This is a genomic window from Methylobacterium sp. WL64, from assembly GCF_008039945.1.
Classification (GTDB): Bacteria; Pseudomonadota; Alphaproteobacteria; order Rhizobiales; family Beijerinckiaceae; genus Methylobacterium.
In genome coordinates this window covers 17,638-42,312 of the sequence record NZ_VRVA01000009.1, presented here as the reverse complement: position 1 = coordinate 42,312, position 24,675 = coordinate 17,638, and the positions used below count along the sequence as shown (strand labels likewise).

Annotated in this window: 21 protein-coding genes and 1 pseudogene; 13 read left to right on the top strand and 9 right to left on the bottom strand. The window is 70.3% G+C overall.

Going from position 1 to position 24,675, the window contains the following annotated elements; all coding sequences use genetic code 11:
• Positions 1–69: 69 nt before the first annotated feature.
• On the top strand, positions 70–390 hold the full coding sequence (locus FV242_RS07065; RefSeq protein WP_147908602.1) for a 2Fe-2S iron-sulfur cluster-binding protein: 321 nt from the start codon (positions 70–72) through the stop codon (positions 388–390).
• A 6-nt stretch (positions 391–396) separates the two neighbouring features.
• Here FV242_RS07065 and FV242_RS07060 read toward each other — a convergent pair whose 3' ends face one another.
• Positions 397–1,572: a VWA domain-containing protein gene (locus tag FV242_RS07060; protein WP_147938484.1), complete on the bottom strand. Its 1,176-nt coding sequence runs from the start codon at positions 1,570–1,572 to the stop codon at positions 397–399.
• Between the two features lie 337 nt (positions 1,573–1,909).
• Between FV242_RS07060 and FV242_RS07055 the strand changes: the two genes are divergently transcribed.
• A complete protein-coding gene (locus FV242_RS07055) occupies positions 1,910–2,317 on the top strand; it encodes a hypothetical protein (protein WP_147938434.1) in 408 nt (135 codons plus the stop codon).
• A gap of 34 nt (positions 2,318–2,351) precedes the next feature.
• Here FV242_RS07055 and FV242_RS07050 read toward each other — a convergent pair whose 3' ends face one another.
• Positions 2,352–4,199, bottom strand: a complete 1,848-nt coding sequence (locus FV242_RS07050; protein WP_147908604.1) for a cation:proton antiporter — start codon at positions 4,197–4,199, stop codon at positions 2,352–2,354.
• Positions 4,200–4,518: 319 nt separating this feature from the next.
• Between FV242_RS07050 and FV242_RS07045 the strand changes: the two genes are divergently transcribed.
• From FV242_RS07045 to FV242_RS07035, 3 genes are all read left to right on the top strand, one after another.
• Positions 4,519–5,793 (top strand): ATPase, encoded by a 1,275-nt coding sequence (locus FV242_RS07045; protein ID WP_147938433.1) that lies wholly within the window; start codon positions 4,519–4,521, stop codon positions 5,791–5,793.
• Positions 5,790–6,437: a hypothetical protein gene (locus tag FV242_RS07040; protein ID WP_147938432.1), complete on the top strand. Its 648-nt coding sequence runs from the start codon at positions 5,790–5,792 to the stop codon at positions 6,435–6,437. The genes FV242_RS07045 and FV242_RS07040 overlap by 4 nt, the downstream gene beginning before the upstream one ends.
• Positions 6,438–6,509: 72 nt before the next feature.
• Positions 6,510–7,361: a MoxR family ATPase gene (locus tag FV242_RS07035; RefSeq protein WP_147938431.1), complete on the top strand. Its 852-nt coding sequence runs from the start codon at positions 6,510–6,512 to the stop codon at positions 7,359–7,361.
• 3 nt (positions 7,362–7,364) lie between these two features.
• Here the strand turns inward: FV242_RS07035 and FV242_RS07030 are convergent, their stop codons facing one another.
• Positions 7,365–8,294, bottom strand: coding sequence for a class I fructose-bisphosphate aldolase (locus FV242_RS07030; protein WP_147938430.1), 930 nt, complete (start codon positions 8,292–8,294; stop codon positions 7,365–7,367).
• Positions 8,295–8,467: 173 nt separating this feature from the next.
• Between FV242_RS07030 and FV242_RS07025 the strand changes: the two genes are divergently transcribed.
• Positions 8,468–8,992, top strand: coding sequence for a histidine phosphatase family protein (locus FV242_RS07025; protein ID WP_147908609.1), 525 nt, complete (start codon positions 8,468–8,470; stop codon positions 8,990–8,992).
• Positions 8,993–8,996: 4 nt separating this feature from the next.
• Here FV242_RS07025 and FV242_RS07020 read toward each other — a convergent pair whose 3' ends face one another.
• Positions 8,997–10,028 carry an alpha/beta fold hydrolase gene (locus FV242_RS07020; protein WP_147938429.1) on the bottom strand — a complete coding sequence of 344 codons (1,032 nt, stop codon included), beginning with the start codon at positions 10,026–10,028 and terminating at the stop codon, positions 8,997–8,999.
• Between the two features lie 206 nt (positions 10,029–10,234).
• Here FV242_RS07020 and FV242_RS07015 point away from each other — a divergent pair, with 206 nt between their 5' ends.
• Together FV242_RS07015 and FV242_RS07010 are read left to right on the top strand one after the other, a co-directional pair.
• Complete coding sequence (locus tag FV242_RS07015; RefSeq protein WP_147908611.1) at positions 10,235–10,717, top strand: Hsp20 family protein; 483 nt, start codon at positions 10,235–10,237, stop codon at positions 10,715–10,717.
• 151 nt (positions 10,718–10,868) lie between these two features.
• Positions 10,869–11,861: a GNAT family N-acetyltransferase gene (locus tag FV242_RS07010; protein ID WP_147908612.1), complete on the top strand. Its 993-nt coding sequence runs from the start codon at positions 10,869–10,871 to the stop codon at positions 11,859–11,861.
• Between the two features lie 155 nt (positions 11,862–12,016).
• Here the strand turns inward: FV242_RS07010 and FV242_RS07005 are convergent, their stop codons facing one another.
• Positions 12,017–12,469: an RNA polymerase subunit sigma-70 gene (locus tag FV242_RS07005; protein WP_147908613.1), complete on the bottom strand. Its 453-nt coding sequence runs from the start codon at positions 12,467–12,469 to the stop codon at positions 12,017–12,019.
• A 221-nt stretch (positions 12,470–12,690) separates the two neighbouring features.
• Between FV242_RS07005 and FV242_RS07000 the strand changes: the two genes are divergently transcribed.
• The 4 genes from FV242_RS07000 (at position 12,691) to FV242_RS06985 (ending at position 21,182) form a co-directional block, all read left to right on the top strand.
• Positions 12,691–13,551, top strand: coding sequence for a Kdo hydroxylase family protein (locus tag FV242_RS07000; protein ID WP_147938428.1), 861 nt, complete (start codon positions 12,691–12,693; stop codon positions 13,549–13,551).
• Positions 13,552–13,569: 18 nt separating this feature from the next.
• Complete coding sequence (locus tag FV242_RS06995) at positions 13,570–13,869, top strand: antibiotic biosynthesis monooxygenase (protein WP_007568328.1); 300 nt, start codon at positions 13,570–13,572, stop codon at positions 13,867–13,869.
• Between the two features lie 697 nt (positions 13,870–14,566).
• Positions 14,567–19,852 (top strand): alpha-2-macroglobulin, encoded by a 5,286-nt coding sequence (locus FV242_RS06990; protein WP_147938427.1) that lies wholly within the window; start codon positions 14,567–14,569, stop codon positions 19,850–19,852.
• Between the two features lie 205 nt (positions 19,853–20,057).
• Positions 20,058–21,182, top strand: a complete 1,125-nt coding sequence (locus tag FV242_RS06985) for a mechanosensitive ion channel family protein (RefSeq protein WP_147938426.1) — start codon at positions 20,058–20,060, stop codon at positions 21,180–21,182.
• A gap of 146 nt (positions 21,183–21,328) precedes the next feature.
• Here FV242_RS06985 and rlmN read toward each other — a convergent pair whose 3' ends face one another.
• On the bottom strand, positions 21,329–22,603 hold the full coding sequence (rlmN, locus tag FV242_RS06980) for a 23S rRNA (adenine(2503)-C(2))-methyltransferase RlmN (RefSeq protein WP_147938425.1): 1,275 nt from the start codon (positions 22,601–22,603) through the stop codon (positions 21,329–21,331).
• Between the two features lie 99 nt (positions 22,604–22,702).
• Here rlmN and FV242_RS06975 point away from each other — a divergent pair.
• A pseudogene (locus FV242_RS06975) lies at positions 22,703–23,357 on the top strand (class I SAM-dependent methyltransferase).
• Positions 23,358–23,513: 156 nt separating this feature from the next.
• Here FV242_RS06975 and grxD read toward each other — a convergent pair.
• From grxD to FV242_RS06960, 3 genes are read right to left on the bottom strand one after another with little or no spacing between them, the layout of a single operon-like run.
• A complete protein-coding gene (gene grxD, locus FV242_RS06970) occupies positions 23,514–23,852 on the bottom strand; it encodes a Grx4 family monothiol glutaredoxin (RefSeq protein ID WP_147855269.1) in 339 nt (112 codons plus the stop codon).
• Between the two features lie 28 nt (positions 23,853–23,880).
• Complete coding sequence (locus FV242_RS06965; protein WP_147938424.1) at positions 23,881–24,390, bottom strand: DUF29 domain-containing protein; 510 nt, start codon at positions 24,388–24,390, stop codon at positions 23,881–23,883.
• 23 nt (positions 24,391–24,413) lie between these two features.
• Positions 24,414–24,650: a BolA family protein gene (locus tag FV242_RS06960; protein ID WP_007568343.1), complete on the bottom strand. Its 237-nt coding sequence runs from the start codon at positions 24,648–24,650 to the stop codon at positions 24,414–24,416.
• Positions 24,651–24,675 lie beyond the last annotated feature (25 nt).

Below are 24,675 nucleotides of genomic sequence, written 5' to 3'. Positions count from 1 at the left end.
GGCCTCAGCCGCCAAGCAGTCACCCCGCCCGTCGAAGCGAGGCCGCTCGACGCGAGCCCGGAGCCGAGCATGCCCAAGATCACATACGTCGACCACGCCGGGACGGAGAGGACCGTCGAAGGCAGCGTCGGCGCGACCGTGATGGAGACGGCGCTGCGCAACAACGTCCCGGGCATCGATGCGGAGTGCGGCGGCGCCTGCGCCTGCGCCACCTGCCACGTCTACGTCGCCGACGCGTGGATCGACGTCGTGGGCAAGGCCCAGGACATGGAGCAGGACATGCTCGATTTCGCCTCCGACGTGCGCGAGAATTCCCGTCTGTCCTGCCAGATCAAGATCGCCCCGAACCTGGACGGGCTCGTGGTCTCGACCCCGTCCCAGCAGGGGTAGCGGCTCTCACCGCACCAGCACCCGGGCCGCCGCGTCGAGCCCATCGAGGGTGAGGGGGAACATGCGGTCGCCGACGAGCCGCTGCACCATCCCGATCGACTGGGTGTAGCCCCAGTGAGTCTCCGGCACCGGGTTCAGCCACGCCGCCTTCGGGAAATGGGCGAGGAGCCGCTGCAGCCACACGGCGCCCGGCTCCGCGTTCCAGTGCTCCACCGACCCGCCCGGCGTGGCGATCTCGTAGGGGCTCATCGAGGCGTCGCCGACGAACACCACCCGATAGTCGCTGCCGTAAGTGCGGATCACCTCCGGCAGCGGGGTCCTGGCGTCGTGGCGGCGCCGGTTCTCGGTCCAGACCGCCTCGTAGGGGCAGTTGTGGAAGTAGTAATGCGCGAGGTGCTTGAACTCCGAGCGCGCCGCCGAGAACAGCGCCTCCGCCTGCTCGATGTGCCAGTCCATCGAGCCGCCGACGTCTAGGAACAGCAGCACCTTCACGGCATTGCGCCGCTCAGGCCGCAGCCGCACATCGATGTAGCCCTGGCGGGCGCTCTCGCGGATCGTGCCGTCGAGGTCCAGTTCCTCGGCCGCTCCCGTCCGGGCGAAGCGGCGCAGCCGCCGCAGAGCGAGGCGCATAGTGCGCGCGCCGATCTCGCGGTCGTCGTCGAGATCCTTGAACTCGCGCTTGTCCCAGACCTTCACCGCGCGGAAGTTGCGGTTGCCGTCCTGGCCGATGCGGATACCCTCGGGATTGTAGCCGTAGGCGCCGAACGGCGAGGTCCCGCCGGTACCGATCCATTTCGAGCCGCCTTGGTGACGCTCCTTCTGCTCGGCCAACCGCTGCCTCAGGGTCTCGAACAGCTTGTCCCAGCCGAGCGTTTGCAGCTCGGCCTTCTCGGCATCGGTCAGATACGTCTCTGCGAGCTTGCGCAGCCATTCCTCGGGGATGGCTGCAGGCTCCACCGCCTCCCCGAGCGTCTGCAGCCCCTTGAAGACGGTGCCGAACACCCGGTCGAACCGGTCGAGATGCGCCTCGTCCTTCACCAGGGCCGTGCGCGCCAGGAAGTAGAACGCCTCGACGTCCCGCTCGGCCAAGCCCCGGTCGAGGGCGCCGAGCAGGGTCAGGTACTCCTTGAGGGAGACGGGAACCTTGGCATCTCGGAGGGCCGTGAAGAAGTGCAGCAGCATCCCCGAAGAACGCGCCAGCAAAGCGCGCGGGTCAAGCCCGGGCGAATCAGCCAAGTTCTGGATCCGGCAGCCGGCACGTCCGGCGCTGATCTCAGAGTCTTTTCAGATGGTCGACAAGATTCATCGGCAGGCGAAGCGCTAATCCGGAGTCTCCCGGAGAGTCTCCAGAAGCCTCGGAGAGTCATAAGCTGGGCATAACTCACCGAATCTGTTGATATGTGCGGGTCCAAGCCTCGCGCAGACACTGAAACGGTCACGGGAATCGCTCAACTCGGCATCTCAGGTGTGTTCAGCCGCGAGGACGCGTGCCGCACCAACCGAAGCGAGGAGACCAGCAATGGCGGTCATCCTGCGGAATCTGACGGATTTCAAACGGTTTCTCGGGAAGCCGGGTGCGACGATTCAACTAGTGCGCAACACCTTCATGGATCGCCAGCCCGAGACGACCCGGGAGGCCTATCACGCCAAGGGCATGTACGCGCCGCGCGCCGTACAAGCCCTGTCGCGCAAGGCCGCGGTGTTCACCCTGCGGGGGTTCCCCGGGACCGTGTGGCTGTACTGGGACAAGGGCGCGCGCGGCTGGCGCTTCTCGGGGGACACCGTGACGGTCCCGCTGGTCACCGGCCTCGGGCCGGCGGACGAGATCGTGTACCGGTGCAGCTTCGCCGACGGGTTCGAGCCGGCGCCGCGCAACCGCGTCACGCGTCAGCCCAAGCACGCCGAGGCGCAGCTCGCCCCGGCGTGAGCCGGCACCCGGCTCACGCTCGCTGCGGGCCGGCTCAGGCCTCCTGGCGCCCGGCCTCCTGACGCGGCGGCGCCTCCTTCTTGGCCGGCGGCTTGCCGAGGGCCTTCCCGACGGTGCGCCGGGCCCGGAAGATCGGCTTGGCCTCGTTCTCGCGCTTCTTGAGCAGCGCGCGGTACTCGTCCCGCCGCTCGTGGATCGACGCGATGACGAGCCCCATCGGCACGCCGACATCGACCAGCACGGCCTCCGACAATTGTAGAGACGCCTCGATCGTCTCCGGCACGGCGTCGTCGACGCCCAGCTCGTAGAGCGCCGAGGCGTGCCGGGCGTCGCGGGCACGGGCGACGATCGTCAGGTCCGGCCGCTCAGCCCGGGCCGCCGCCACCGCCTGCTCAACCGCCCGCGGATTGTCGAGGGTGACCACAAGGGCGCGCGCCGTGGCGATGTCGCAGCGGCGCAAGATCTCGGTGTTGCCCGAATCCCCAAAGTAGACGGGCGCGCCGGCCCGGCGCTGCTCGGCGACCCGGGCCGCGTCGGAATCGAGGGCGAGGTAGGGAATCCCGTGCCGGTCCAGCATCTCGGCGACCTGGCGGCCGACGCGGCCAAAGCCCGCGATCACCACCCGGTTCTCCACCCGCTCCGGAAGCGGCTCCGTCTTCATGGCGGCCTGGGCGGCGCTGGCCGCGCCACGGCTCAGCCTGCGGCCCAAGGCCGCCAGGGCCGGGATCATGATCATGGTGACCGTGGTCACGATGAGCGCGGCGGCGCCGACATCCTCCGGCACCAGCCCGGTGGCGACTGCGCCCCCGATCAGCACGAAGGCGAACTCGCCGCCCGGCCCGAGCAGCAACGCCGCCTCCAGGGCCACCGGGCGCGAGATCTTGAGGGCGGGCGCGGCCATCATCACCACGGCGGCCTTGATCAGCACCAGCGCCAGCGACAGGCCGAGGATCGCCCCGGGCGCCGCCATGAGCTGGGCGGGATCCAGGTTCATGCCGACCGAGACAAAGAACACGCCGAGCAGCAGGCCCTTGAACGGGTCGATGGTCGCCTCGATCGCCCGGCGGTACTCGGTCTCGGCCAGCAGCAGCCCGGCCACGAAGGCACCCAGCGTCATCGACAGGCCGCTCGCCGCCGCCGTCAGCGCGGTGCCGACGATGACCAGGAGGCAGGCCGCCATGAACAGCTCGGTCGAGCGCGTCCGCGCCACCAGCTGGAACAGCGGGCGCAGGGCGAGGCGGCCGGCCACGACGATCAGCACCAGCGCGATCGCGGCCTGGCCCAGCGCCATGGCCAACGCCCAGCCCTTGTCGCCCTCGTCGCCGCGGCCGAGGACGGCGATCGCGAACAGGACCGGGGCGACCGCGAGGTCCTGGAACAGCAGGACCGCGAAGCTGGCGCGGCCGGAGGGCGCGTTGAGCCGCTTCTGCTCGGCCAGGACCGGCAGCACCACCGCGGTGGACGACAGGGCCAGCCCGATGCCGACGATCACCGCGCCCGCAAGCGGCACCTGCAGCCCGTACAGGATCGCCCCGAGGATCAGCGTCGAGCAGCCGACCTGCAGCGAGCCGAGGCCGAACACGAGCCGCCGCAGGGTGCGCAGCCGCTCCCACGACAGCTCGACCCCGATCATGAACATCAGGAAGATTACCCCGAACTCGGCCAGGTGCGAGATCTCGGTGCGGTTGCCGATGGTGAAGAGGTGGACGTAGGGATGGGTGTCGGCGAGCCGACCGAGGCCGAACGGTCCGAGCAGGGCGCCGGCGCCGATGAAGCCGAGCACCGGGGAGATCCGCAGGCGGTGGAACAACGGCACCACAATCCCCGCGGTGACGAGGAACAGGATCGCTTCCTTGTAGGAGCCGGCGTGGACTTCTGGCATCGGCGGCGGATCGAACCTCCTGTTTCCGACCGGCGCGGAGACCAATCACGGATGCGCGATCATGGGTCGGCCCCGCGCAGCGGGCAACCGCTTTCGGCCAAGGCAAGGCCGGCGAGGTGCGCTCGGACACAAGCCGGATACACGGCTCGGGTGAGACATTTGAGCCACCCGGATGCGGCTTGCCGGCGATCCACCGGCGAATTGCGTGCAGGGCGGCCCAAAATCGGCACAATGCCCGCATACACGCGGCGGTTAACTGGGCGTTAAGTTCGGCCAGGACCGCGCCCGAGCTGTAACACGGCGCCTGCGACTGGACCCGATGGATGTGACGAGGCCGATGATCTCCATCAAGTCGATATTCTCCGGTCCGACGGCCCCCCCGAGTCGCGATCTGCAGCGCGAGCGCCGCGAGTGGCGGCTCGAGTCGGACCGGTGGGTGCACCAGCGCCACGTCGACCGCGGCTACCGCATCAAGTGGGGCTACGTGGCGATCGCGTATCTCGTCGAGTTTATGGTGATCGGCGCCTCGCTCTGGGGCGCATGGCTGTTCGCGGGCGTCTACAGCGACGGCGACTGGCACGCCTTCTACTTCATGTTGCTGGCGCCCCTGGTCTACGCCGCCGTGGAGCTGTGCCGGGTGCCGCTCGGCATCCTGGCCCGCACCCAGCGCTCGCATTTCGTGCGCGGGCTCGCGGTGCTCGGCATCATCTTCGCGGCCGGCGTCACCACCAAGTCGGTGTCGCAGCTCGGCGAGATGATGTTCCATCCCCGCCTGATGGAAGCCGCCCGGACCAAGACCGCCCTGAAGGACGCCCAGGCCGACCGCGCCACGATCGGCGACCGCATCAAGGCGGCGGACGAGCGCGTGGCGCAGTACACGACCGAGCTCGACCAGATCGAGAAGCGGTCCTCCGACAACGCCCAGCAGCTTGCCGGCCTGCCGGCCCAGCGCTGCGAGCGGGTGTTCGGCACCAACAGCAAGGGCCGCAAGTACCAGAACCTGAAATGCGTGGCCGACCCGCGCGTGGCCGCCCTGTCGGCGGGCGTGACCAAGGCGTCGGCCGACCGTGCCGTGCTGATCAAGGAACTGGAGGACGCCCGCAAGGCGCGCGCGACCCTCGACCCAGGCGCCGCCGACCGGCGCGTGGCCGATGCCGAGCAGGGCTACCGCAACGCGGTCAACCGCTCGCAGCTGCACTCCTTCACCGCGATGGTCTACGGCGTCGATCCGATCGACGTGACCGAGCAACAGGTCCACGCCTTCCTGCGGATCTTCGTGTTCCTGCCCGCCGTCTGCGCCGCCTTCGCGTCGACCATCCTGGCGCTCTGCGCGGTCTCGACCCGCCGGACCTTCATGGATGAGGACGACCTGGGCGCCGCCGTGAACCCGGAGGCCGCGCCCTACATGCTGGACGCGATCGCCGACGCGCTGCGCTCGAACCCCGAGCCGATCCTGCCCCGCGCGGCCAACGCCACGGGTGCGGTGATCCCGATGAACCGCCCCGCCCAGACCCAGCAGAGCCTGCCCGGCCAGAGCCATCCGGGTCAGGCCGTTCCGGGTCAGCCCCTCCCTGCCGCGGGAGCCGGCGCATGAACTACGTCGCCGGCGGCACCCCTGAGAACGTCGCCCTCGCCCAGCAGGTGAACTCCCGCCTGCGGGCGGATTCGAGTTACGTGGCGGCGCGGGCCTTCCTGTTCCGCGCGCTGGGCTTCGGCGCCTTCGCGTGCCTGGCCGGCATCGGGATCGGGGCGGCGGCCTATGGCTGGGCCACCCTCAACCAGTTCGACACGGCGGCCGAGAAGATCGCCGCGGCCATGCAGACCGCGCTCTCGGACGTGACCCTGAAGACCAAGGGCGAGGTCACGCTGACCGACAACACGCTCAAGCTCGAAGGTCTGCCCAAGATGGGTGGCGGCGGCACACCGACGCCCACGAAGGCGCAGCTCGGCAGCGACGCCGCCCCGGCCTCGAAGGCGGCGGTGAACACCACCTTCACGGTGTTCAAGCAGGTACCCTATCTCGACGGCCAGATCGTCACCGGCTGGAATTTCAAGGACAACGCCGACCAGCCCTATCAGCAGTACTGCTACTTCTCCCGACGCTCCAACGAGTCGAAGGGCCAGGTCGAGATCAAGATCGACCTCGCGATGGACACCAAGACCCTGCCGCAGCCGCAGCAGTCCGACGTGAACCTGGAGATCCTGGCCCGGAACTGCGTCTGGCACGAGAAGGGGTAGACCCGTATCGCTTGCGGGACGGCATCGCCACGCGCTACCGGTTGCGTCCAGGCCAGTTTCTCCGAGAGCGCGATGCGATTTTCCGGAACCGAGTCCTACGTCGCGACCCCCGACCTGACCGCTGCGGTCAATGCCGCCGTGGTCTTGGAGCGCCCGCTCCTGGTCAAGGGCGAGCCCGGCACCGGCAAGACCGTGCTGGCCGAGGAGATCGCCCGGGGCCTGGGCGCGCCGCTCATCGTCTGGAACATCAAGTCGACCACCAAGGCCCAGCAGGGCCTCTACGAGTACGACGCTGTTTCGCGCCTGCGCGACTCGCAGCTCGGCGACCCGCGGGTCTCGGACATCGGCAACTACATCCGCCGGGGCAAGCTCTGGGAAGCGTTCACTGCGCCCGAGCGGCCGGTGCTTCTGATCGATGAGATCGACAAGGCCGACATCGAGTTCCCCAACGACCTCCTGACCGAACTCGACCGGATGGAGTTCCATGTCTACGAGACCGGCGAGACCGTGAAGGCCGTGCGCCGGCCGATCATGATCATCACGTCGAACAACGAGAAGGAACTGCCGGACGCGTTTCTGCGCCGCTGCTTCTTCCACTACATCAAGTTCCCGGACGCCGAGACGCTGATGCGCATCGTCGACGTGCACTATCCGGGCATCAAGCACCGCTTGGTCGAGGAGGCCCTGCGGGTCTTTCTCGAGACCCGCGAGGTCCCGGGCCTCAAGAAGAAGCCCTCGACCTCCGAACTGCTGGACTGGCTCAAGCTCCTCGTCTCTGAGGATATTTCGCCCGAGACCCTGCGCGAGCGTGACGGCCGCAAGCTGATCCCGCCGCTGCACGGCGCGCTGCTCAAGAACGAGCAGGATGTCAGCCTGTTCGAGAAGCTGGCCTTCATGATGCGCCGGGAGCAGCGCGGCGGCTGAGCGTCAAACTGCCTTGCCGGCATAGATATCGGTGATCCGCCCCAGCAGCGTCAGGGCATCCGCCTTCGCGCGCTGGAAGGCGTTGCGGCCGACGATGGAGCCGAAGCCGCCGCCCGCCTGGATGGCCCGGATCTCGTCGAGGAACGTGTCGTCCTCGGCCTGGGCACCGCCCGAAAAGATCACGATCCGCCGCCCGTTGAAGGCGCATTGCACCACGTGGCGGACGCGCTCCGCCGTGGTGCCGATCGGGATGCCGGTGGATTCGTAGACCCTCTTGGCCGCCGGCTGCTCGATATGGGCGGTGGGCAGCTTGACCTTGATGATGTGGGCTCCGAGCTGCGCGGCGATCTGAGCCGCGTAGCCGATCACGTCGATGGCGGTCTCGCCGTCCTTCGACAGCGCCGAGCCCCTCGCATAGGACCAGATCACCACTGCGAGCCCGGATCTCTTGGCCTCCTCGGCGATCGCGCGGATCTGGCCATACATGGCGTTGCGGTGCGCGGAGCCCGGATAGATCGTGAAGCCGATGGCGCAAGCGCCGAGCCGCAGCGCGTCCGCCACCGAGCCGGTGATCGCCTGCTCGGGATCCTCCTCGTCGGCCAGGAGGTCGTGGTCGTTGAGCTTGAGGATCAGCGGGATCCGCCCGGCATAGTCCCGGGCGCCCGCCTCGAGGAAGCCCAGCGGCGCCGCGTAGGCGTTGCAGCCCGCCGCCAGGGCCAATTCGAAATGGTAATGCGGATCGTAGGCCGGCGGGTTCGGGCCGAAGCTGCGGGCCGGGCCATGCTCGAAGCCCTGATCCACCGGCAGGATCAGCATCTTGCCGGTGCCGCCGAGCCGGCCGTGCTCCAGCATCCGGGCGAGGTTGGTCAGCGTGCCGGGGCTGTCGGCCCCGTACCAGGACAGGATCTCCGAAACGCGGGGCGAGCGATCCATGGCGCGACCTCCTCCGACAGAGACCGCCACCCTATGCGCGTCCCGCATCGGCGGCCCAGCTTTTCGAACCGGGCAGGATCGCCGAGGTTCCCGGGCGCCGCGCTTTGCGCTAACCGGGCCCCCGCGCCTGTTCGGCGCGCGTCGGTCACCCCATCCCGAGAAGGGCCCGCTCCATGCGCAGGCTGATCCTGTTGCGGCACGCCAAGTCGGATCGTCCGGCCGGCGTCGCCGACCACGAACGGCCGCTCAACGACCGCGGCCGCCGGGCCGCGCCCGCTGTCGGCGGCCACATCGGCCAAGAGGGTCCCCGACCGGACTTGGCCCTGGTCTCCACCGCCACCCGCACCCGCGAGACCTGGGATGCGGTCTCGGCCGCCCTCGGCGCACCCGAGGCGCGGTATCACCACGACATCTACGAGGCGCCGGCCGAGCGGATCCTCGGGCTGATCCGGGGGGCGCCGGACAGCGCGGAAACCGTGATCGTCGTCGGCCACAATCCCGGCCTGGGCGACCTCGCCGCGACCCTGGCCGGGGAGGGGCCGCGCAAGGAACGCACGCGCCTCGCCACGGAATTCCCCACCGCCGCCTACGCGGTGATCGCGTTCGACGCCGCGGCCTGGTCGGCGATCGCCCCGGGGCAGGGGCGGCTGGAGCGGTTCGTGCGGCCGCGGGACATCGACCCCGATCTGGGGGGCTGACGGCTCAGGCCACCGGCACCGCCTGATGTGCCTCAACCTCCGTGTGGGAGGGCAGGGGCGAGCCCGGCACGAAGGCGACGAAGGCCGCCCAGAAATCCTGCCGGATGGCGTCCCGTTCGCTCAGGATCTCGTGCCGGGAATCCGGCAGGACCAGGATGTGGCCGGCCTTCAGCCGCGCCGCGAACCGCTCGGTGTCCAGGGTCCCGCAGACCGGGTCGGCGCCGGCCGCGACGATCAGGGTGGGCAGCGTGATGCGCGGGGCGGCGCGCGGGTCGCGCAGGCGCGCCATCGCACGGAACGCCTCCGCGAGCCACGCGATCGTCGGGTCGCCGACCGCGCCGGCGCCGACCTGCCGGGCCGCCGCCGCGTTGCGGGCATAGCGCGCGGGATCCCGCGACAGCCGGTTGCCGACATAGGGCTTGGTGGCGATCGAGACCGGCTTGCCCAGCGGGATGTAGCGGTCGCCCAGCCCGATCCGGTGCAGGGACCGCGACAGGAACGCCGCCCCGGCGGGCCAGCGCACCATCCGGATCGACAGCATCGGCGCCACCGTCACCAAACGCCGGAACGGCAGCCAGCCGTCGAGCGCCCCGATCAGCGCGACGCAGCCCCCCATCGAATGCGCCAGGCCGACATGCGGCTCAGGCATCAGCGGCACCAGCACCGTCTCGGCCACCGCCCGCAGGTCGAGGCGATAATCGTCGAACCGGCCGACATGGCCCTTGTGCGGGTCGTCGACCCGCCGGTCCGACTCGCCCTGGCCGCGCCAGTCGAACGCCACCACGGCGAAGCCCCGCGCACGCAGGTCGTGGATGGTCTCGTAGTACTTCTCGATGAATTCGGCCCGTCCCTGGAGCAGGCAGACCGTGCCCCGGCAGGTCCGCGTCGTGGCCTGCCAGTAGGCGGCCCGCAGCGTGCAGTCGTCGCGGGTGCCGACCGCGATCAGGGTGCCGCCCGGCGGCACCGGATTGTCCGGCGTGCCGCGCAGGGTCAGGAGCGGCGGCTCCCGTCCGATATCGCCGTCCAACCGTCTCACGGGCCAACCTCAGTCCGTCCGCATGCCGGGTCCGCATGCAAGCGTCACCGTAGCGGAAAAATCTCGCACCCGGGTCCTTCCGGAGGTCTTGAACCCGGTTTTTTGCCCCCCGATATCCCGTCTGTGCCGGCCGTCAGGCGGCACGAACGACGGGTCCGGCCCATCGGGCGGACCGCTTCTGCATGTTGCTCATACGAGGATATGTCATGCGTCAGTTCGATCTCGCTCCCCTGTATCGTTCCACCGTCGGCTTCGACCGACTGTTCTCCGCCCTCGACCAGTTCGCCACCGCCGAGGCGGCGCCGACCTACCCGCCCTACAACATCGAGCGGACCGGCGAGAACGCCTACCGCATCACCGTCGCGGTCGCCGGCTTCACCGAGTCCGACCTGTCGATCGAAGTGCGGGAGAATGCGCTGACCCTGAAGGGCGAGCGCAAGGCCGAGCCCAAGGCGGAGTTCCTGCACCAGGGCATCGCGGCCCGTGCCTTCGAGCGCCGCTTCCAGCTCGCCGACCACGTCCAGGTGACCGGCGCGGCCCTGGAGAACGGCCTCCTCCACATCGACCTCGTCCGCGAGGTCCCGGAGGCGAAGAAGCCGCGCCGCATCCAGATCGCCACGGCCGGGACCCCGTCCGCCCCGGTGATCGAGGGTGACGTGCGCAAGGACCCGGTCCCGCAGGCGGCCTGATCCGGTCGCGGCTCGGAACCCGCTACGCTGTTGGAGCGCCCCGGCCCCGGCCGGGGCGCTTTCGTGTCGGGGCTGTCATAATGGCGTGTGCGGTTCGTGCTCTCTGTCCTTCCCGACGGTGCACGATCGTGCGCCCGGAGTGAACCCGTCCATGGTCGCCAATCTCGCCCGCGGAGCCTACAGCGCGCTCGGAGCCGGCTGGCACAAGGGCGTTCAATGGGGGGTCGGCGCGCCGATCGCGAAACTGCGGCGGCGCCACGCGCTCGTCCAGGCGGAACCGGCGGCCATCGCCGACATCCTGTCGGGCGAGCGGGCGATCCGTCTGCCGGAGCCGTTCGAGGGGCGCAGCCTGGGCCGGATCGGCAACCTCGAGGTCCGGTTAGCTTCGAAGAAATCCGAAATCCGGCGCGCGCAGCGCCTTCGGTTCAAGGTGTTCTACGAAGAAATGGCGGCGATCCCGACGGGTCTTGCGGCTTTGTCACGACGAGACGCCGACGCCTACGACGCGCTCTGCGACCATCTCCTCGTCCTCGACCATGACGCGCCCCGGCGGAAGAAGCCGTTCGTCGAGCATCGGCCCAAGGTGGTCGGCACCTACAGGTTGCTGCGCGGCGAGGTCGCCGAGCGCCATGCCGGCTTCTACTCCGAGGGCGAATACGATCTGGAGCCGATCCTGGCGGCGCAGGGGCATCGGCGCCTGCTGGAACTCGGCCGCTCCTGCGTGCTCAAGCCCTACCGCAGCAAGCGCACCGTCGAGCTGCTCTGGCAGGGGATCTACGCCTACGTGCTGCATCACCGGATCGATGCGCTGATCGGCTGCGCCAGCCTGGAGGGCACCGATCCGGACCGGCTGGCCCTGCCGCTGTCATTCCTACACCACCATGCCCGCGCACCCGAGGCGTGGCGGGCCCGGGCCCTGCCGGAGCGTGCGGTGTCCATGGATCGGATGCCCCGCGAGGCGGTCGATCCCAAGGCGGCTCTTCAGGCGCTGCCGCCCCTGATCAAGGGCTATCTGCGGCTTGGCGCGACCTTCGGGGAGGGCGCGGTGATCGACCGCCAGTTCGGCACCACCGATGTGTTCGTGGCGCTTCCGGTCGAGGCGATCGGCGCGCGCTACCGCGGGCATTTCGCGCCGGCGAACTGAGCCCCGGTCGCCGACCCATCAAAAAAATCCCGGTTTCAAAAGGTCCGTGACCTCTTGCGGGTCCAGGGCAGAGACCCGGCACAGGGATCTCGAGGCTGCGCGCCCCGAACTCCGCCGAAGGGCTGCAAGCCCTTCGGGATCCCCTCCTGTCGCTCCTACAGATCGCCCAAAGCCAGTTGGCCCTGATTGCGCGCCTTGGCGGGCACCTTCGTGGCGGCCGCCTTGCGCTCCTTCGGCCGCGCGGTAGCCAGAGGCGGCTTCTTGGGCTTGGGGTCGCCGCGCATGCGGGCCAGCGCCTTGTCGCGGGCCACCGCCTCGGGGGCCTGGGGGTCGTCCGACAGCCACTTGCCGCGCTTGATCACCTCGTTGACCCGGCCCTGGTTGACCCCGACCTTGAACGCGATCTCCTGCTGGGTCATGCCCGTGGAGGCGTGCAGGTCGAGAATCGCCCGGGCGAGTTCGGGCGTCATCTTCTGGCCCGTGAGACGGCGGGCCGGCTTGACCGTGCGGGTGGCGCGGTCGCGCTCGCGCAGGCGCTCCAGCAACGCCAGCGCCATGTTCATGCCATGCTCGCGCAGGGCTTCCTCGAATTCCTTCAGGGTCGCCATCGGCGCCATCCTCCGCCGGGCTCGTGGGCCGGTATGCGAGGGGGAACGTGCCGGGAACGCGGCGGTTGCGCAAGCACCCGGGGCGGCGCCCCCGGCCGGTGCCAGTGGACGAGCGATGTCATCCACCGGAAATGCGGGCCCTGGCCTCCCGCGGGCGGCTCGGCTACAGGATTGCGCCCCGTCTAGCCCCTCTTCGGCCCGGCAGATCCAGCCCGAACACGATGATCAGCCCGATCCGCACAGTCGTCGCCGGTGAGAATGCCGGCTCCCTGGCCCGGGAGCTGGAAGCCGGGGCGGTGCTGCTGTTCCCGGACCTGCCGTTCCCATTCAGCGCGTACGAGCACCGGTTTACCGAGCGCCCCTTCGCGGACGGAAAGGCCAAGAACGTCAACATCCGGGGCGAGGCCGCGGAGCTGCGCGGCGCCGCCGGCACCCCGGAGGAACAAGAGGCCCTGCGCCAACTCCTGATCCGCTACCGCGCCTTCGCCCGGGACCTGATCGGCACCTACCTGCCGGATTACGCCGACCGGGTGGCGCTCGCCGGCACCTCCTACCGCCCGTTCGACGTGGACCGGCGCAAGCTCAGCTGGCGGCGCGACGACACCCGGCTGCATGTCGACGCCTTCCCGTCGAACCCGATCGGCGAGAAGCGGATCCTGCGGGTGTTCCGCAACATCAACCCGTCCGGCGAGCCCCGCCGCTGGCGGGTCGGCGAGGATTTCGGGTCGATGGCGGAGACGTTCCTGCCCCGGCTGCCGCGCTACGCGCCGCTCACGGCGCGGCTGCTCGCGGCCCTGCGGATCACCAAGGCCCGGCGCTCCGAATACGACCACCTGATGCTGCACCTGCACGACGCCCTGAAGCAGGACGAGACCTATCAGGCCAGCGCCCCCCAGGCCGACGTCGCGTTCCGGCCCGGCGAGACCTGGGTGACCTTCTCCGACCTCGTGATGCACGGGGCGATGGGCGGCCGCTACATGTTGGAGCAGACCGCCTACCTGCCGGTCGCCGCCCAAGCCGATCCCGGCTTGAGCCCGCAGCGTATCCTGGCGGCCAAGCTCGGCCGCCCCCTCCACGCGTAAGGAAAAGGATTCGACGCCATGATCCTCGAAATTGCACAGATCGAGATCAAGCCCGGCATGGAGGCGGCGTTCGAGGCCGGCATCACCGAGGCCTCGGCGATCTTCAAGGCCGCCAAGGGCTGCCGCGCCTTCGAGGTCCGCCGCTCGATCGAGCATCCGCAGCGCTACCGGCTGATGATCCACTGGGACACGCTGGAGGCCCACACCAAGGACTTCACCGGCTCGCAGCCCTGGCAGGATTACCGCGCCCTGGTCTCGCACTGCTTCGCCGGCCCGGTCTCGGTCGAGCACACCGAGCAGGTGCTCAAGGCGTTCTGAATTTTTGGGATCGCGCACCGCGCTCGCGGTAGGAGCGGGACGATCGACCACCGGTGACCCGGGACACGCGCGGGTTGCCTGTCCCGTGCAGGCTCGGTCGTTCGCACATCGCAGCTGGAATGTTCATCGTTTCAGCGCGCGGAAAGCTCCGTCTCGTTCTTCAAGCGGTGGCTGGATCGATGCCGCCACGGGCGGTCGTCCCGGGACCGCGCAGCGGAGCCCGGGATCCAGAACCATCGCTGTGTCGAGCTCCTGCACGGACAGCGTTTCTGGGTTGCCGCCCCCGCGGCCCCTTCGGGTCCGGGCTCGCCTGCCGCGCCCCGGAATGACGGCGCGGGTCAACAGGTATGGGGCATTGATCCTCAGGAGGTGAATTGTCCAACCTGTGCAACCCGTAGCCCGCTAAGGGGGGGCGGAAGAGCGCCGGCCTGCCTCGCGCAGACCTCTCTTGCGGCCGAGGACCGTCCGGAGGGCACTCTGTGCATCCGCCCGCCCATACGGGCGCGGGGGTGCGTTGCAGCCTGCAAAAGCCCATCGCGCCTCGATCCTGTCGCGGCCATAGCTCCGCGGAAAGGGGCCGCGGAGCGGCTCTCAACACGCATCCGAAGCGTTGCGGCGGGATCGATCGGTGCTAGGCTCCCGGCCGGCCGATCCCGGGACGAATCGTCCTGGATCCGGGGCCGACGAGGGCAGGCGTATGGCGTGGCGGATCCGGCTGGCGGGTGCTCTGGCGCTTCTGGCAGGTCTCGCCTGCGGGCCGGCCCTCGCCCAGACGACGCCGGCCTCGCGCACCGCGCCCCGTCAGGCTGCAGCCTTCGAAAGGACCTTCGTCCGGGCCGATCTCGCCAGCGCCGCCGTGCGGCTCGAGGCGGTGCTGAAGGCCGAGGCCGGCGGACCGCTCAGGCCGGCCGTTCAGTCCCGGGCCGCGGGACAGGCGCTGCTCGCCGCCGGCAAGCCGGACGAGGCGCTTGTCACGCTCACCGCCGCGGTCGCGGCCGACCCGGCCGACATCCGGAGTTGGCAGGCGTTCTCCCGCGCCGCCGCGGCAGCGGCCGATGCCCTGGAGGAGAACGATTACCAGGGCCGTGCCCGCCTGCGGGACCGGGCCGCCGCAGCGGCCTACCGGGCCTACGAGCGCGCCGGCTCGCCCGCCGACGCGGCGGCCTCCCTGGCGCAGCTCGGCGCCCTGGAGGCCGGGCAATCCAACTGGCGGCCGGCCCTGAACGCCTACGCGGCCAGCCTGGCCCTCGACGACCTGCCCGCGACGCACCGGACCTACGAAGCCCTGCGGGCCGAGCACGGCTTCCGCATCCTCGACTACAAGGTCGATTCGGATGCCGCCGCGCCGCGCCTGTGCTTCACCCTCTCGGAGCCGGTGGTCCCCAAGACCGACTACGCCCCCTACGTGGCGGTCTCGGGCAGCAGCAGCGCCGCCGTGACCGCCGAGAACGCGCAGGTCTGCCTCGACGGGCTGAAGCACGGCGGCCGCTACGCGGTGGTCCTGCGCCAGGGGCTGCCGTCTGCGGTGGGCGAGAGCCTGCTCAAGTCCGCCGATTACGAGATCTACGTCCGCGACCGCGCCCCGCAGGTCCGGTTCACCGGGCGCAACTACGTCCTGCCCCGCACCGGGCAGGCGGGGGTGCCCCTGGTCTCGGTGAATGCCGCCAAGCTCGACGTCGAGGTCCTGCGCATCGGCGACCGCGGGCTGCTGCCAACCCTGCGCTCCGAGGATTTCCTGGGCCAGCTCAGCGGCACGAATGCCGCGACGCTGGCGGCCGAGAAGGGCCAGCGCGTCTGGAAGGGCACGCTCGACACCGCCAAGGCCGAGCTGAACCAGGAGGCGGTGACCGCCTTCCCGGTCCTGCAGGCCGTGGGCAAGCTGGAACCCGGGATCTACGTGATGGTGGCCCGGCCCTCCGGTACGGTCGCCGGGGACGAGGACGGATACGAGACGCAGGCGACCCAGTGGTTCGTGGTCTCGGATCTCGGCCTCACCGCCACCAAGGGGCGGGACGGGGTCAACGTGGTCCTGCGCTCGCTCGCCTCCGCGCAGGTCCTGCCGGGGGCCGAGATCCGGCTGGTCGCCCGCAACAACGAGGTACTGGGCACCGCCAGGACCGACGCCCAGGGCCGGGCCGTGTTCGGTCCGGGCCTCGCCCGCGGGGAGGGTGGCACCGCGCCGAGCCTCGTAGTCGCCCAGGCCGGGGACGATTACGGCTTCCTCGACCTCAACCTCGGCGCCTTCGACCTGACCGACCGGGGCGTGAAGGGCCGGCCCGAGAGCGGCGGCCTCGACGCCTACCTGTTCACCGAGCGGGGGGTCTACCGCTCGGGCGAGACCGTGCAGATCACCGCCCTGCTGCGCGACCCACGGGGCGCGGCGGTGCCGAACCTGCCGCTGACCGTGGTGGTGAAGCGCCCGGACGGGGTCGAGTATCGCCGGGTTTCGGTGCCGGACCAGGGGCTCGGCGGCCGGGCGCTGCCGCTGCCGCTGCTGTCGGGCGCCATGCGGGGCACCTGGCGGATCGCCGCCTACAGCGACCCGAAGGCGCCGGCCCTGGGCGAGACCAGCTTCCTCCTGGAGGATTACGTCCCCGAGCGTCTGGAGGTGACCCTCAAGCCGGCGCAGGCCGGCCTGCGCCGGGGCGAGGCCGCGCAGGTCGCCGTCGCGGCACGCTACCTCTACGGCGCCCCGGGCGCCGGGCTCGACGTCTCGGGCAGCGTCGTCGTGCAGCAGGCCGCCTCCGGCTCCGGCATCAAGGGCCTGGAGGGCTACGCCGTCGGCCTAGACGACGAGGCGGTGGAGCCGGTCACCCAGGAGATCTCCGGCGGGGCGACCACGGACGCGCAGGGCCTGGCCACGATCCTGGTGCCGATCCCGGACCTCGCGGCGCCGCGGCCCCTGGAGGCGAAGATCACCCTCGCGGTCGGCGAGCCCGGCGGGCGGGCGCTGTCGCGCAGCCTCACCCTGCCGATCCTTCCGGCCGCCCCGGTGCTGGCGATCCGGAAGGGTTTCTCGGACCTGAAGGACGGCGGACGTGCGACCTTCACGGTGGTCTTCGCGGCCCCGGACGGTACGCTGCTGGCCCGGCCGGGCGTGACCTGGACGCTCTCGCAGATCGACCAGAGCTACCAATGGTACCGCGCCGGCGGCCGCTGGTCGTTCGAGCCGGTCAAGACAAGCCGCCGCGTCGCCGAAGGCGGCCTCGACCTCGGGGCCGGCGGGTCGGGCCTGATCGAGGCGCCGGTCGGCCTCGGGCGCTACCGGCTCGAGGTCTCGGCCGCGGGCGCCCCGGACGCCACCGCGAGCCTCGGCTTCACGGTCGGCTGGGGCGGCTCGGAGACCGCCGAGGCGCCGGACCTGCTCGACCTCACCCTCGACAAGGCCGCCTATGCGGCGGGCGACACGCTGCGGGCCAAGATCAGCCCGACGTTCAAGGGGCAGGCCAGCCTCATGGTGGTGGGCGACCGGGTGCACGAGACCGTCGAGGTCAGCGTCCCGGCGGGCGGCACCACCGTCAGCCTTCCGGTCAAGGCCGAGTGGGGCGCGGGCGCCTACCTGGTCGCCACCGCCTACCGGCCCCTCGACCAGGCGGCCAAGCGGCTGCCGGGGCGGGCGCTCGGGCTCGCTTGGTTCTCGGTGGACCGCGAGCGGCGCAGCCTCGGCGTCGCCGTGAAGGCCCCGGAGCGCACCCGTCCGCGCCGGGACCTGACGATCCCGGTGCAGCTCAGCGGGCTGAAGTCCGGCGAGCCGGCACGGATCACCGTGGCTCTGGTCGATGTCGGCATCCTCAACCTGACCCGCTACGAGGCGCCGAACCCGACCCGGTACTTCCTCGGCCAGAAGGCCCTGGGTCCGGAGTTCCGCGACCTCTACGGCTACCTGATCGACGGCATGCAGGGCTCGGCCGGGGCGATCCGATCCGGGGGCGACGCGGGGGGCGGCGAGCTCGCCGACGCGCCGCCGACCCAGGCGCCGCTCGCCCTGTTCTCGGGCGTCGTGACCGTGGGGCCGGACGGGGCGGCCAGCGTCACCTTTCCGCTGCCGGCGTTCAACGGCACCGGCCGCGTGATGGTCACCGCCTGGAGCGGCGACCGGGTCGGACAGGCGCAGGCGGACGTGATCATCCGCGACCCCGTGGTGCTCGCCGCCACGCTGCCGCGCTTCCTCGACACCGGCGACCGCTCGCGCCTGTTCATGGCGCTCGACAACGTCGAAGGCGCGGCGGGCGACTACACGGTCGACATCGCCCCGTCCGGCCCGATCCTGATCGGCGCCGGGGCCCTGCGCCAGACGATCCGGCTGGAGGCCGGGGGCAGGGGCCAGGTCGCGGTCCCGATCACCGCCGCGGGGCCGGGCACGGCACGGCTCGACCTCGCCCTGTCGGGGCCCGGCCTCGACGGCCCTCTCGGCCAGAGCTTCGCGCTCGGCGTGCTGCCGGGGACCGGGGCGCTGCTGCGCCGGTCGGTGCGCAGCCTGGCGCCCGGGGCCGGCCTGACGGTGAGCGCCGACCTGCTGGCCGACCTGCTACCCGGAACCGGCAGCGTCTCGCTCTCGGCCTCGGCGCTGCCGGGCCTCGACGTTCCGGCGCTGCTCCAGGCCCTCGACCGCTATCCTTACGGCTGTTCCGAGCAGATCGTCAGCCGGGCGATGCCGCTGCTCTACGTCAACCGGCTGGCCGGGCCCGACAAGCTGGCCCTCGACGCGAACGTCGACGATCGCGTGCGCGAATCGATCGAGCGGCTGCTCGCCCGCCAGGATGCGAGCGGCGATTTCGGCCTGTGGTCGGCGCAGGGATCGGGCGACGTCTGGCTCGATGCCTACGTCACCGACTTCCTCACCCGCGCCCGGGAGCGCGGCTTCGCGGTACCGCAGCCGGCCTTCACCCAGGCGTTGGACCGCCTGCGCAACACCGTTGCCAACGCCACGGAGGTGCGCGACGGGGGCGCCGACCTCGCCTACGCCGCCTACGTGCTGGCCCGCAACGGCCGGCCGGTGATGGGCGACCTGCGCTACCTCGTCGACACCAAGCTCGACGCCTTCGCGACCGGGCTCGGCCGGGCGCAGCTCGCCGCCTCCCTGGCGCTCCTGGGCGACCGGGGTCGCGCCGCCAAGGCGATGGACGCGGCGCTGGCCACGCTGCGATCACAGCGGGATACGGGCGTGTACCGGGCCGATTACGGCTCCCGCCTGCGCGATGGAGCCGGTCTGATCGCGCTGGCGGCCGAGAGTGGGCTGACCCAGGTCGCGCTGGCCCCGGTGGCCGCGGTGATCGGCGAGGAATCACAGGACACGCGGACCACCAGCACACAGGAGAATGCCTGGCTGGTGCTCGCGGCCGAGGGCCTGTCCAAGGAGGCCGACGCTCTGTCGTTCAGCCTCGACGGCGCGGTGCAGGCCGGGCCGCTCGCCCGGATCTACCGGGGGCCTTCCCTGGATGGGCGCAGCGTCGCGCTGGTCAACACCGGCCGGGCGCCGGTGCAGGTGGTGCTGGGCGTGAACGGCAGTCCGCTGGTGCCCGAGCCCGCCGCCGCCCAGGGCTACAGGATCGAGCGCAGCATCCACCGGCTCGACGGCAGCGTGGTCGATCCGGCCCACGGCCTGCGCCAGAACGACCGGCTCGTGGTGGTGCTCAAGGTGACCGAGGACAAGGCTCAGGCCGGGCGGATCCTGCTGGTCGATCCGCTGCCGGCGGGGCTGGAGATCGACAACCTGAAGCTGCTCGACGCCGACGCCCTCCAGGGCCTCGCCTTCGCCAAATCGGAGGTGCAGCCGGTCCACACCGAGTTCCGCGACGACCGCTTCGTGGCCGCCTACGACCGCGATCCGAGCCACTCGGCGTTCTTCACCGTGGCCTACACGGTCCGGGCGGTCTCGCCCGGGACCTACGTGCACTCGGGCGCTTCGGTGGAGGACATGTACCGGCCGGCGCGGTTCGGCCGGACGGCCACCGGCAGCGTGGAGATCGGCGCGGCGCGCTAGGTGTATGGTCCCGGGATCGGTCCGCCTATCGGGGCGAGTCGCCGACAAGCGCGCGCGGCTGCCCGGCCGGGCGCCGAAACGCAACCGCCCCGCCGCGTTCTGACCATGCCGCTGCGTTGCAGCGCCGGCATGGTGCATTGCGGAACCCCGACCGGTGCCGCCCATTCCTCCAGGTCCCGTTCGGAACCCGTGGAGGTCATGCCCGATGCCGGACCTTGATGCCCTGACCGGCCGCGCCGCCTCCGTGCTGGCCTATCTGCCGTGGTGGGCCGAGAGCCTGATCCTGATCGTCACCTGCTGTGCCGTGGTGATTCCGCTGCACGGGGTCGCGTACCGGGCGATGAAGCGGGCGGTGGCGAGCAAGAGCCTGTTCTGGCGCTCCCTGGTCTCACGCATCCGCGGACCGAGCCGCCTGGGCCTGATCGTCGTGGCGATCAGCCTCGCCTCGACCACGGTGCGCCTGTCCTGGGAGGTGCGGATCGCCCTCAACCAGCTCCTGCTCGTCGCCTTCGTGACGCTCACCGGCTGGTGCTGCGCCACCGCGCTCCACATCGCCACGGTGATCTACCTGCGCCGGTTCAAGCTCGACGCCGAGGACAACCTGCTGGCGCGCAAGCACTTCACCCAGATGCGCATCCTGGAGCGCGCCGCCGTCACCCTGGTCGGCCTGATCACCGTCTCGGTGGCGCTCATGACCTTCGAGCCGGTGCGCCAGTACGGGGTGAGCCTGCTGGCCTCGGCGGGGGCCGCCGGCCTGATCCTGGGGCTGGCCATGCAGCCGGTCCTGTCGAACCTCGTTGCCGGCATCCAGATCGCCATCACCCAGCCGATCCGGATCGAGGACGCGATCATCGTCGAGAACGAGTGGGGCTGGGTCGAGGAGATCACCGCGACCTACGTGGTGGTGCGCCTGTGGGACTGGCGGCGCCTGGTGCTGCCGCTGACCTACTTCATCCAGAAGCCGTTCCAGAACTGGACCCGGGACGGCGCCTCGCTGATCGGCAGCGTGTTCCTGTATGTCGACCATCGCGCCCCGGTGGCCCGGATGCGCGAGAAGCTGTCGGAGATCGCCGCCGCCACACCCCTGTGGGACGGCAAGGTGGTCAACCTCCAGGTCTCGGACGCCCGGGAAACCTCTATCGAGATCCGGATACTGGTGAGCGCCCGCAATGCGCCCCAGGCCTGGGACCTGCGGTGCGTAATCCGGGAGGCGATGATCACCTGGCTCCAGGCGGAGCACCCCGAGGCCCTGCCGCGGCACCGGACCGAATGGGTCGGCGCCGAGGAGCCCCCCTTGCGCCGGGCCGACGGGCACCGGATCGCCGCGTAATCGCCAGGGTCCAAAAGAGGATCCCAAAGGGCCATGCCCTTTGGCGGAACGTCACGGGGAAGCCCGACAGCGGGCGAAGCCCGGCAGTAGCAAGGCTTCGCCCTGCACCCAGGAAAGGTCTCGGACCTTTCGCAACCCTGACCGGGTCAGTCGTCGGTGCCGGCGTAAAAACTCTCCACGCCGATGCCCTCTTCCTGCATCAGCCGGGCCCGGGCGCGCAGCTTCTCGGTCTCGCTCTTGAGCTGGCCGCAGGCGGCCAGGATGTCCCGGCCCCGGGGGGTGCGCACCGGCGAGGCGTAGCCGGCGTTGAACACGATCTCGGAGAAGCGCTCGATCCGGTCCCAGTCCGAGCACTCGTAGCGGCTGCCGGGCCAGGGATTGAACGGGATCAGGTTGATCTTGGCCGGGATGCCCTTGAGCAGGCGGACCAGCTCGCGCGCATCCGCGTCCGAATCGTTCACGCCCTTCAGCATCACGTACTCGAAGGTGATACGGCGCGCGTTGCTCACGCCCGGATAGGTCCGGCAGGCTTCGAGCAGCTGGGCGATCGGGTATTTGCGGTTGAGCGGCACCAGCTCGTTGCGGAGATCGTCGCGCACCGCGTGGAGCGAGATCGCCAGCATGGAATTGGCCGCCTCGCCCAGCCGAGGGATCTGCGGCACGACCCCGGAGGTGGAGACCGTGATGCGCCGCCGCGACAGGGCGAGCCCCTCCTGGTCGGACATCACCCCCACGGCGTCGATCACCGCGTCGAGGTTGTACAGGGGCTCGCCCATACCCATGAACACGATGTTGGTCACCAGGCGTCCCGCGTCGCCGCCCCCGGAGGCGTCGCGGCTCGGCATCTGGCCGGGCCAGTCGCCGAGCTCGTCCCGGGCGGTCACCAGCTGCTGCACGATCTCGGCGGCCGAGAGGTTGCGCACGAGGCGCTGCGTGCCGGTGTGGCAGAACGAGCAGGTGAGGGTGCAGCCGACCTGCGAGGAGACGCAGAGCGTGCCCCGGTCCGGACCCGGAATGTAGACGCACTCGATCTCGGCGCCGCGGTTGTGCTCCTGCGGGTTGGTCGGAGCCATGCGCAGCAGCCACTTGCGGGTGCCGTCGCGGGAGACCTGGCGGCTGGCGACCTCGGGACGCTCCAGGGTGAAATGCTGCGCCAACTCGGCTTTCAGGGCCTTGCCGACATTGGTCATCTCAGCAAAGTCGTGGGCGCCCCGGAAGTTGACCCAGTGCCAGAGCTGGCCGGCCCGCATCCGGCTCTCGCGCTCGGGCACACCCATCGCCACGAGCTGCGCCTTGAGCGCGTCGCGGGTCAGCCCGACCAGCGAGGGGCGCCGGCCGGGGAGCGGCATGGGTTGGAAATCGGGCGCCTTCTCGATCGCGGCATCGGCCGCGCGGGCGCTGTCGAGCGACGGCGTCGCCATAGCGTTCAAACGATCCATTCGATTGGAAAGGGTTTGATATAGGCGATTGCGCCGGCGAATGCGAATGCGCGCCGCCCACAGGGGGCCTGACGGAGAGCCATGGCGAGCGATACCCGAGCCGGGCAGGCGATCTACAACAACCGGACGTTACGGCTGTACGACCTCGTCGTGCTGCGCCTGTCGAACCCGCTGGTCTGGCGCTGCCCGACCGCGCGGATCCTCGCCCTCTACCACCGGCACGTGGGCACCGCCCATCTCGATGTCGGCGTCGGGACCGGCTAGTACCTCGACCGTTGCCGTTTACCGTCTCCGACGCCTCGGGTCGGGTTGATGGATCTCAAAGCCGACAGCCTCGCCTTCGCGGCCCACCGGATCGCGCGTTATCGGCCCGAGATCTATCGCGTCGACGTGCTCGGCGCCCCGGCCGGCGGCCTCGCGCCGTTCGACTCGATCGGCCTAACCTACCTGCTGCATTGCCTGCCGGGGGACATCGCCAAGAAAGCGAAAGCCTTCGACACGGTGCGCCCGTGCCTGCGCGACGACGGTGTGGTGTTCGGCGCCACGATCCTCTCGGGCGGCGTCCCGGTCACGGCTGCGGCGCGGACCCTCATGCGGATCTACAACCGCAAGGGCGTGTTCTCGAACGTCGACGACACCCTGCCAGCCCTGCGCAGCCCTCGATCAGCGCTTCCGGTTCGTGGAGATCACGGTCGTCGGCTGCGTTGCCCTGTTCGTCACGCGGGGGCCGCGCTGATCCGGCCACGGTCTTTGCGGGCGCAGCGAAGCAATCCAGCGGCGCCACGTCCACCGACCTCGCGCCGTCCCGGGTTGCTTCGCCGGACTCGCAATGACGGGCCTGAAAAAGGGCGCCCGCAGGCGCCCTCATTCAATGTGCAAAGTCCCGACAGAATCAGGCGGCGGCGGACTTCACCGGGATGCCCTTCTCGGCCAGGAAGGTCTGCAGCTCGCCCGACTGGAACATCTCGCGGGTGATGTCGCAGCCGCCGACGAACTCGCCCTTCACGTAGATCTGCGGGATGGTCGGCCAGTTCGAGAAGGCCTTGATGCCCTCGCGGATGCCCTGGTCGGCCAGCACGTTCACGCCCTTGAACGGCACTTCGAGGTAATTGAGGATCTGCACCACCTGGCCCGAGAAGCCGCATTGCGGCATCTGCGGGGTACCCTTCATGAACACCACCACGTCCTGGGAGGCGATCTCGTTCTGGATGGTTGCGTTGGCGTCGGTCATTAGGTCAGTCCTCGTGCGATAGCGTGATTTAGGGGTGACCAGGGTCGGAATTCAACACCGTGGCGAGACGCTCCAGCGCTTCGTCCATGTCGAAGCCGGGCGCCGTTATCGCCTCGGGCGTGAACGGCATGCGGTCCGGCAACCCGCCGAGCAGTGCGTCGCCGAACATCCCGAGCGAGGAATCAGCAATCTTTCTGGCTGACGACCAAAGCGCGTCCCAGTCGATGCGCTGCCGCATCGACCGCCGATAATTCCGACGCGCGGATGCCTGAAAAACAAGGACCTCCTTGCGCCAGGATTTCGTAGATTGGGCACCAGGCGCCGACGCATATTTGAGGACGTGGATCAACAGCTGGAGGATAGCACTCTCGACCCGCTCAAGATCGGCCCGCCCCACGCTCTCGATCTCCTCGATCACGTTCGCCCAATCGACGACATTCGACAGGTCGCCGCGCATGGCGAGGGCGCGCAAGGCCGTGACCTGCTCCTCAGCCCAGGTCACGATGTCGTCGTCGTAGAGGCTCGGTCCGTTGTCCATGGCCGCGAATCCCGCGTGAGGCGTCAATCCTGCGGGACGCCCGTGGTCAGCGCAAGGGCGTGCAGCACGCCGCCCATCCGGCCCTGGAGGGCGCCGTAGACCATCTGGTGCTGGGCCACCCGGGTCTTGCCCTTGAAGGCCGCAGACAGGACGGTGGCCGCGTAATGGTCGCCATCGCCCGCGAGGTCGCGGATCTCGACCTGCGCGTCGGGCAGGGCCTCGCGGATCATGCGCTCGATCTCGCCCGCATCCATCGGCATCGAAAAACTCCCAGGGCGTTGAGGG

Coding starts and splice junctions, on each gene's coding strand:
- FV242_RS07065 (WP_147908602.1), top strand. CDS start 70: ATGCCCAAGATCACATACGTCGACCACGCCGGGACGGAGAGGACCGTC.
- FV242_RS07060 (WP_147938484.1), bottom strand. CDS start 1,572: ATGCTGCTGCACTTCTTCACGGCCCTCCGAGATGCCAAGGTTCCCGTC.
- FV242_RS07055 (WP_147938434.1), top strand. CDS start 1,910: ATGGCGGTCATCCTGCGGAATCTGACGGATTTCAAACGGTTTCTCGGG.
- FV242_RS07050 (WP_147908604.1), bottom strand. CDS start 4,199: ATGCCAGAAGTCCACGCCGGCTCCTACAAGGAAGCGATCCTGTTCCTC.
- FV242_RS07045 (WP_147938433.1), top strand. CDS start 4,519: ATGGATGTGACGAGGCCGATGATCTCCATCAAGTCGATATTCTCCGGT.
- FV242_RS07040 (WP_147938432.1), top strand. CDS start 5,790: ATGAACTACGTCGCCGGCGGCACCCCTGAGAACGTCGCCCTCGCCCAG.
- FV242_RS07035 (WP_147938431.1), top strand. CDS start 6,510: ATGCGATTTTCCGGAACCGAGTCCTACGTCGCGACCCCCGACCTGACC.
- FV242_RS07030 (WP_147938430.1), bottom strand. CDS start 8,294: ATGGATCGCTCGCCCCGCGTTTCGGAGATCCTGTCCTGGTACGGGGCC.
- FV242_RS07025 (WP_147908609.1), top strand. CDS start 8,468: ATGCGCAGGCTGATCCTGTTGCGGCACGCCAAGTCGGATCGTCCGGCC.
- FV242_RS07015 (WP_147908611.1), top strand. CDS start 10,235: ATGCGTCAGTTCGATCTCGCTCCCCTGTATCGTTCCACCGTCGGCTTC.
- FV242_RS07010 (WP_147908612.1), top strand. CDS start 10,869: ATGGTCGCCAATCTCGCCCGCGGAGCCTACAGCGCGCTCGGAGCCGGC.
- FV242_RS07005 (WP_147908613.1), bottom strand. CDS start 12,469: ATGGCGACCCTGAAGGAATTCGAGGAAGCCCTGCGCGAGCATGGCATG.
- FV242_RS07000 (WP_147938428.1), top strand. CDS start 12,691: ATGATCAGCCCGATCCGCACAGTCGTCGCCGGTGAGAATGCCGGCTCC.
- FV242_RS06995 (WP_007568328.1), top strand. CDS start 13,570: ATGATCCTCGAAATTGCACAGATCGAGATCAAGCCCGGCATGGAGGCG.
- FV242_RS06990 (WP_147938427.1), top strand. CDS start 14,567: ATGGCGTGGCGGATCCGGCTGGCGGGTGCTCTGGCGCTTCTGGCAGGT.
- FV242_RS06985 (WP_147938426.1), top strand. CDS start 20,058: ATGCCGGACCTTGATGCCCTGACCGGCCGCGCCGCCTCCGTGCTGGCC.
- rlmN (WP_147938425.1), bottom strand. CDS start 22,603: ATGGCGACGCCGTCGCTCGACAGCGCCCGCGCGGCCGATGCCGCGATC.
- grxD (WP_147855269.1), bottom strand. CDS start 23,852: ATGACCGACGCCAACGCAACCATCCAGAACGAGATCGCCTCCCAGGAC.
- FV242_RS06965 (WP_147938424.1), bottom strand. CDS start 24,390: ATGGACAACGGACCGAGCCTCTACGACGACGACATCGTGACCTGGGCT.
- FV242_RS06960 (WP_007568343.1), bottom strand. CDS start 24,650: ATGCCGATGGATGCGGGCGAGATCGAGCGCATGATCCGCGAGGCCCTG.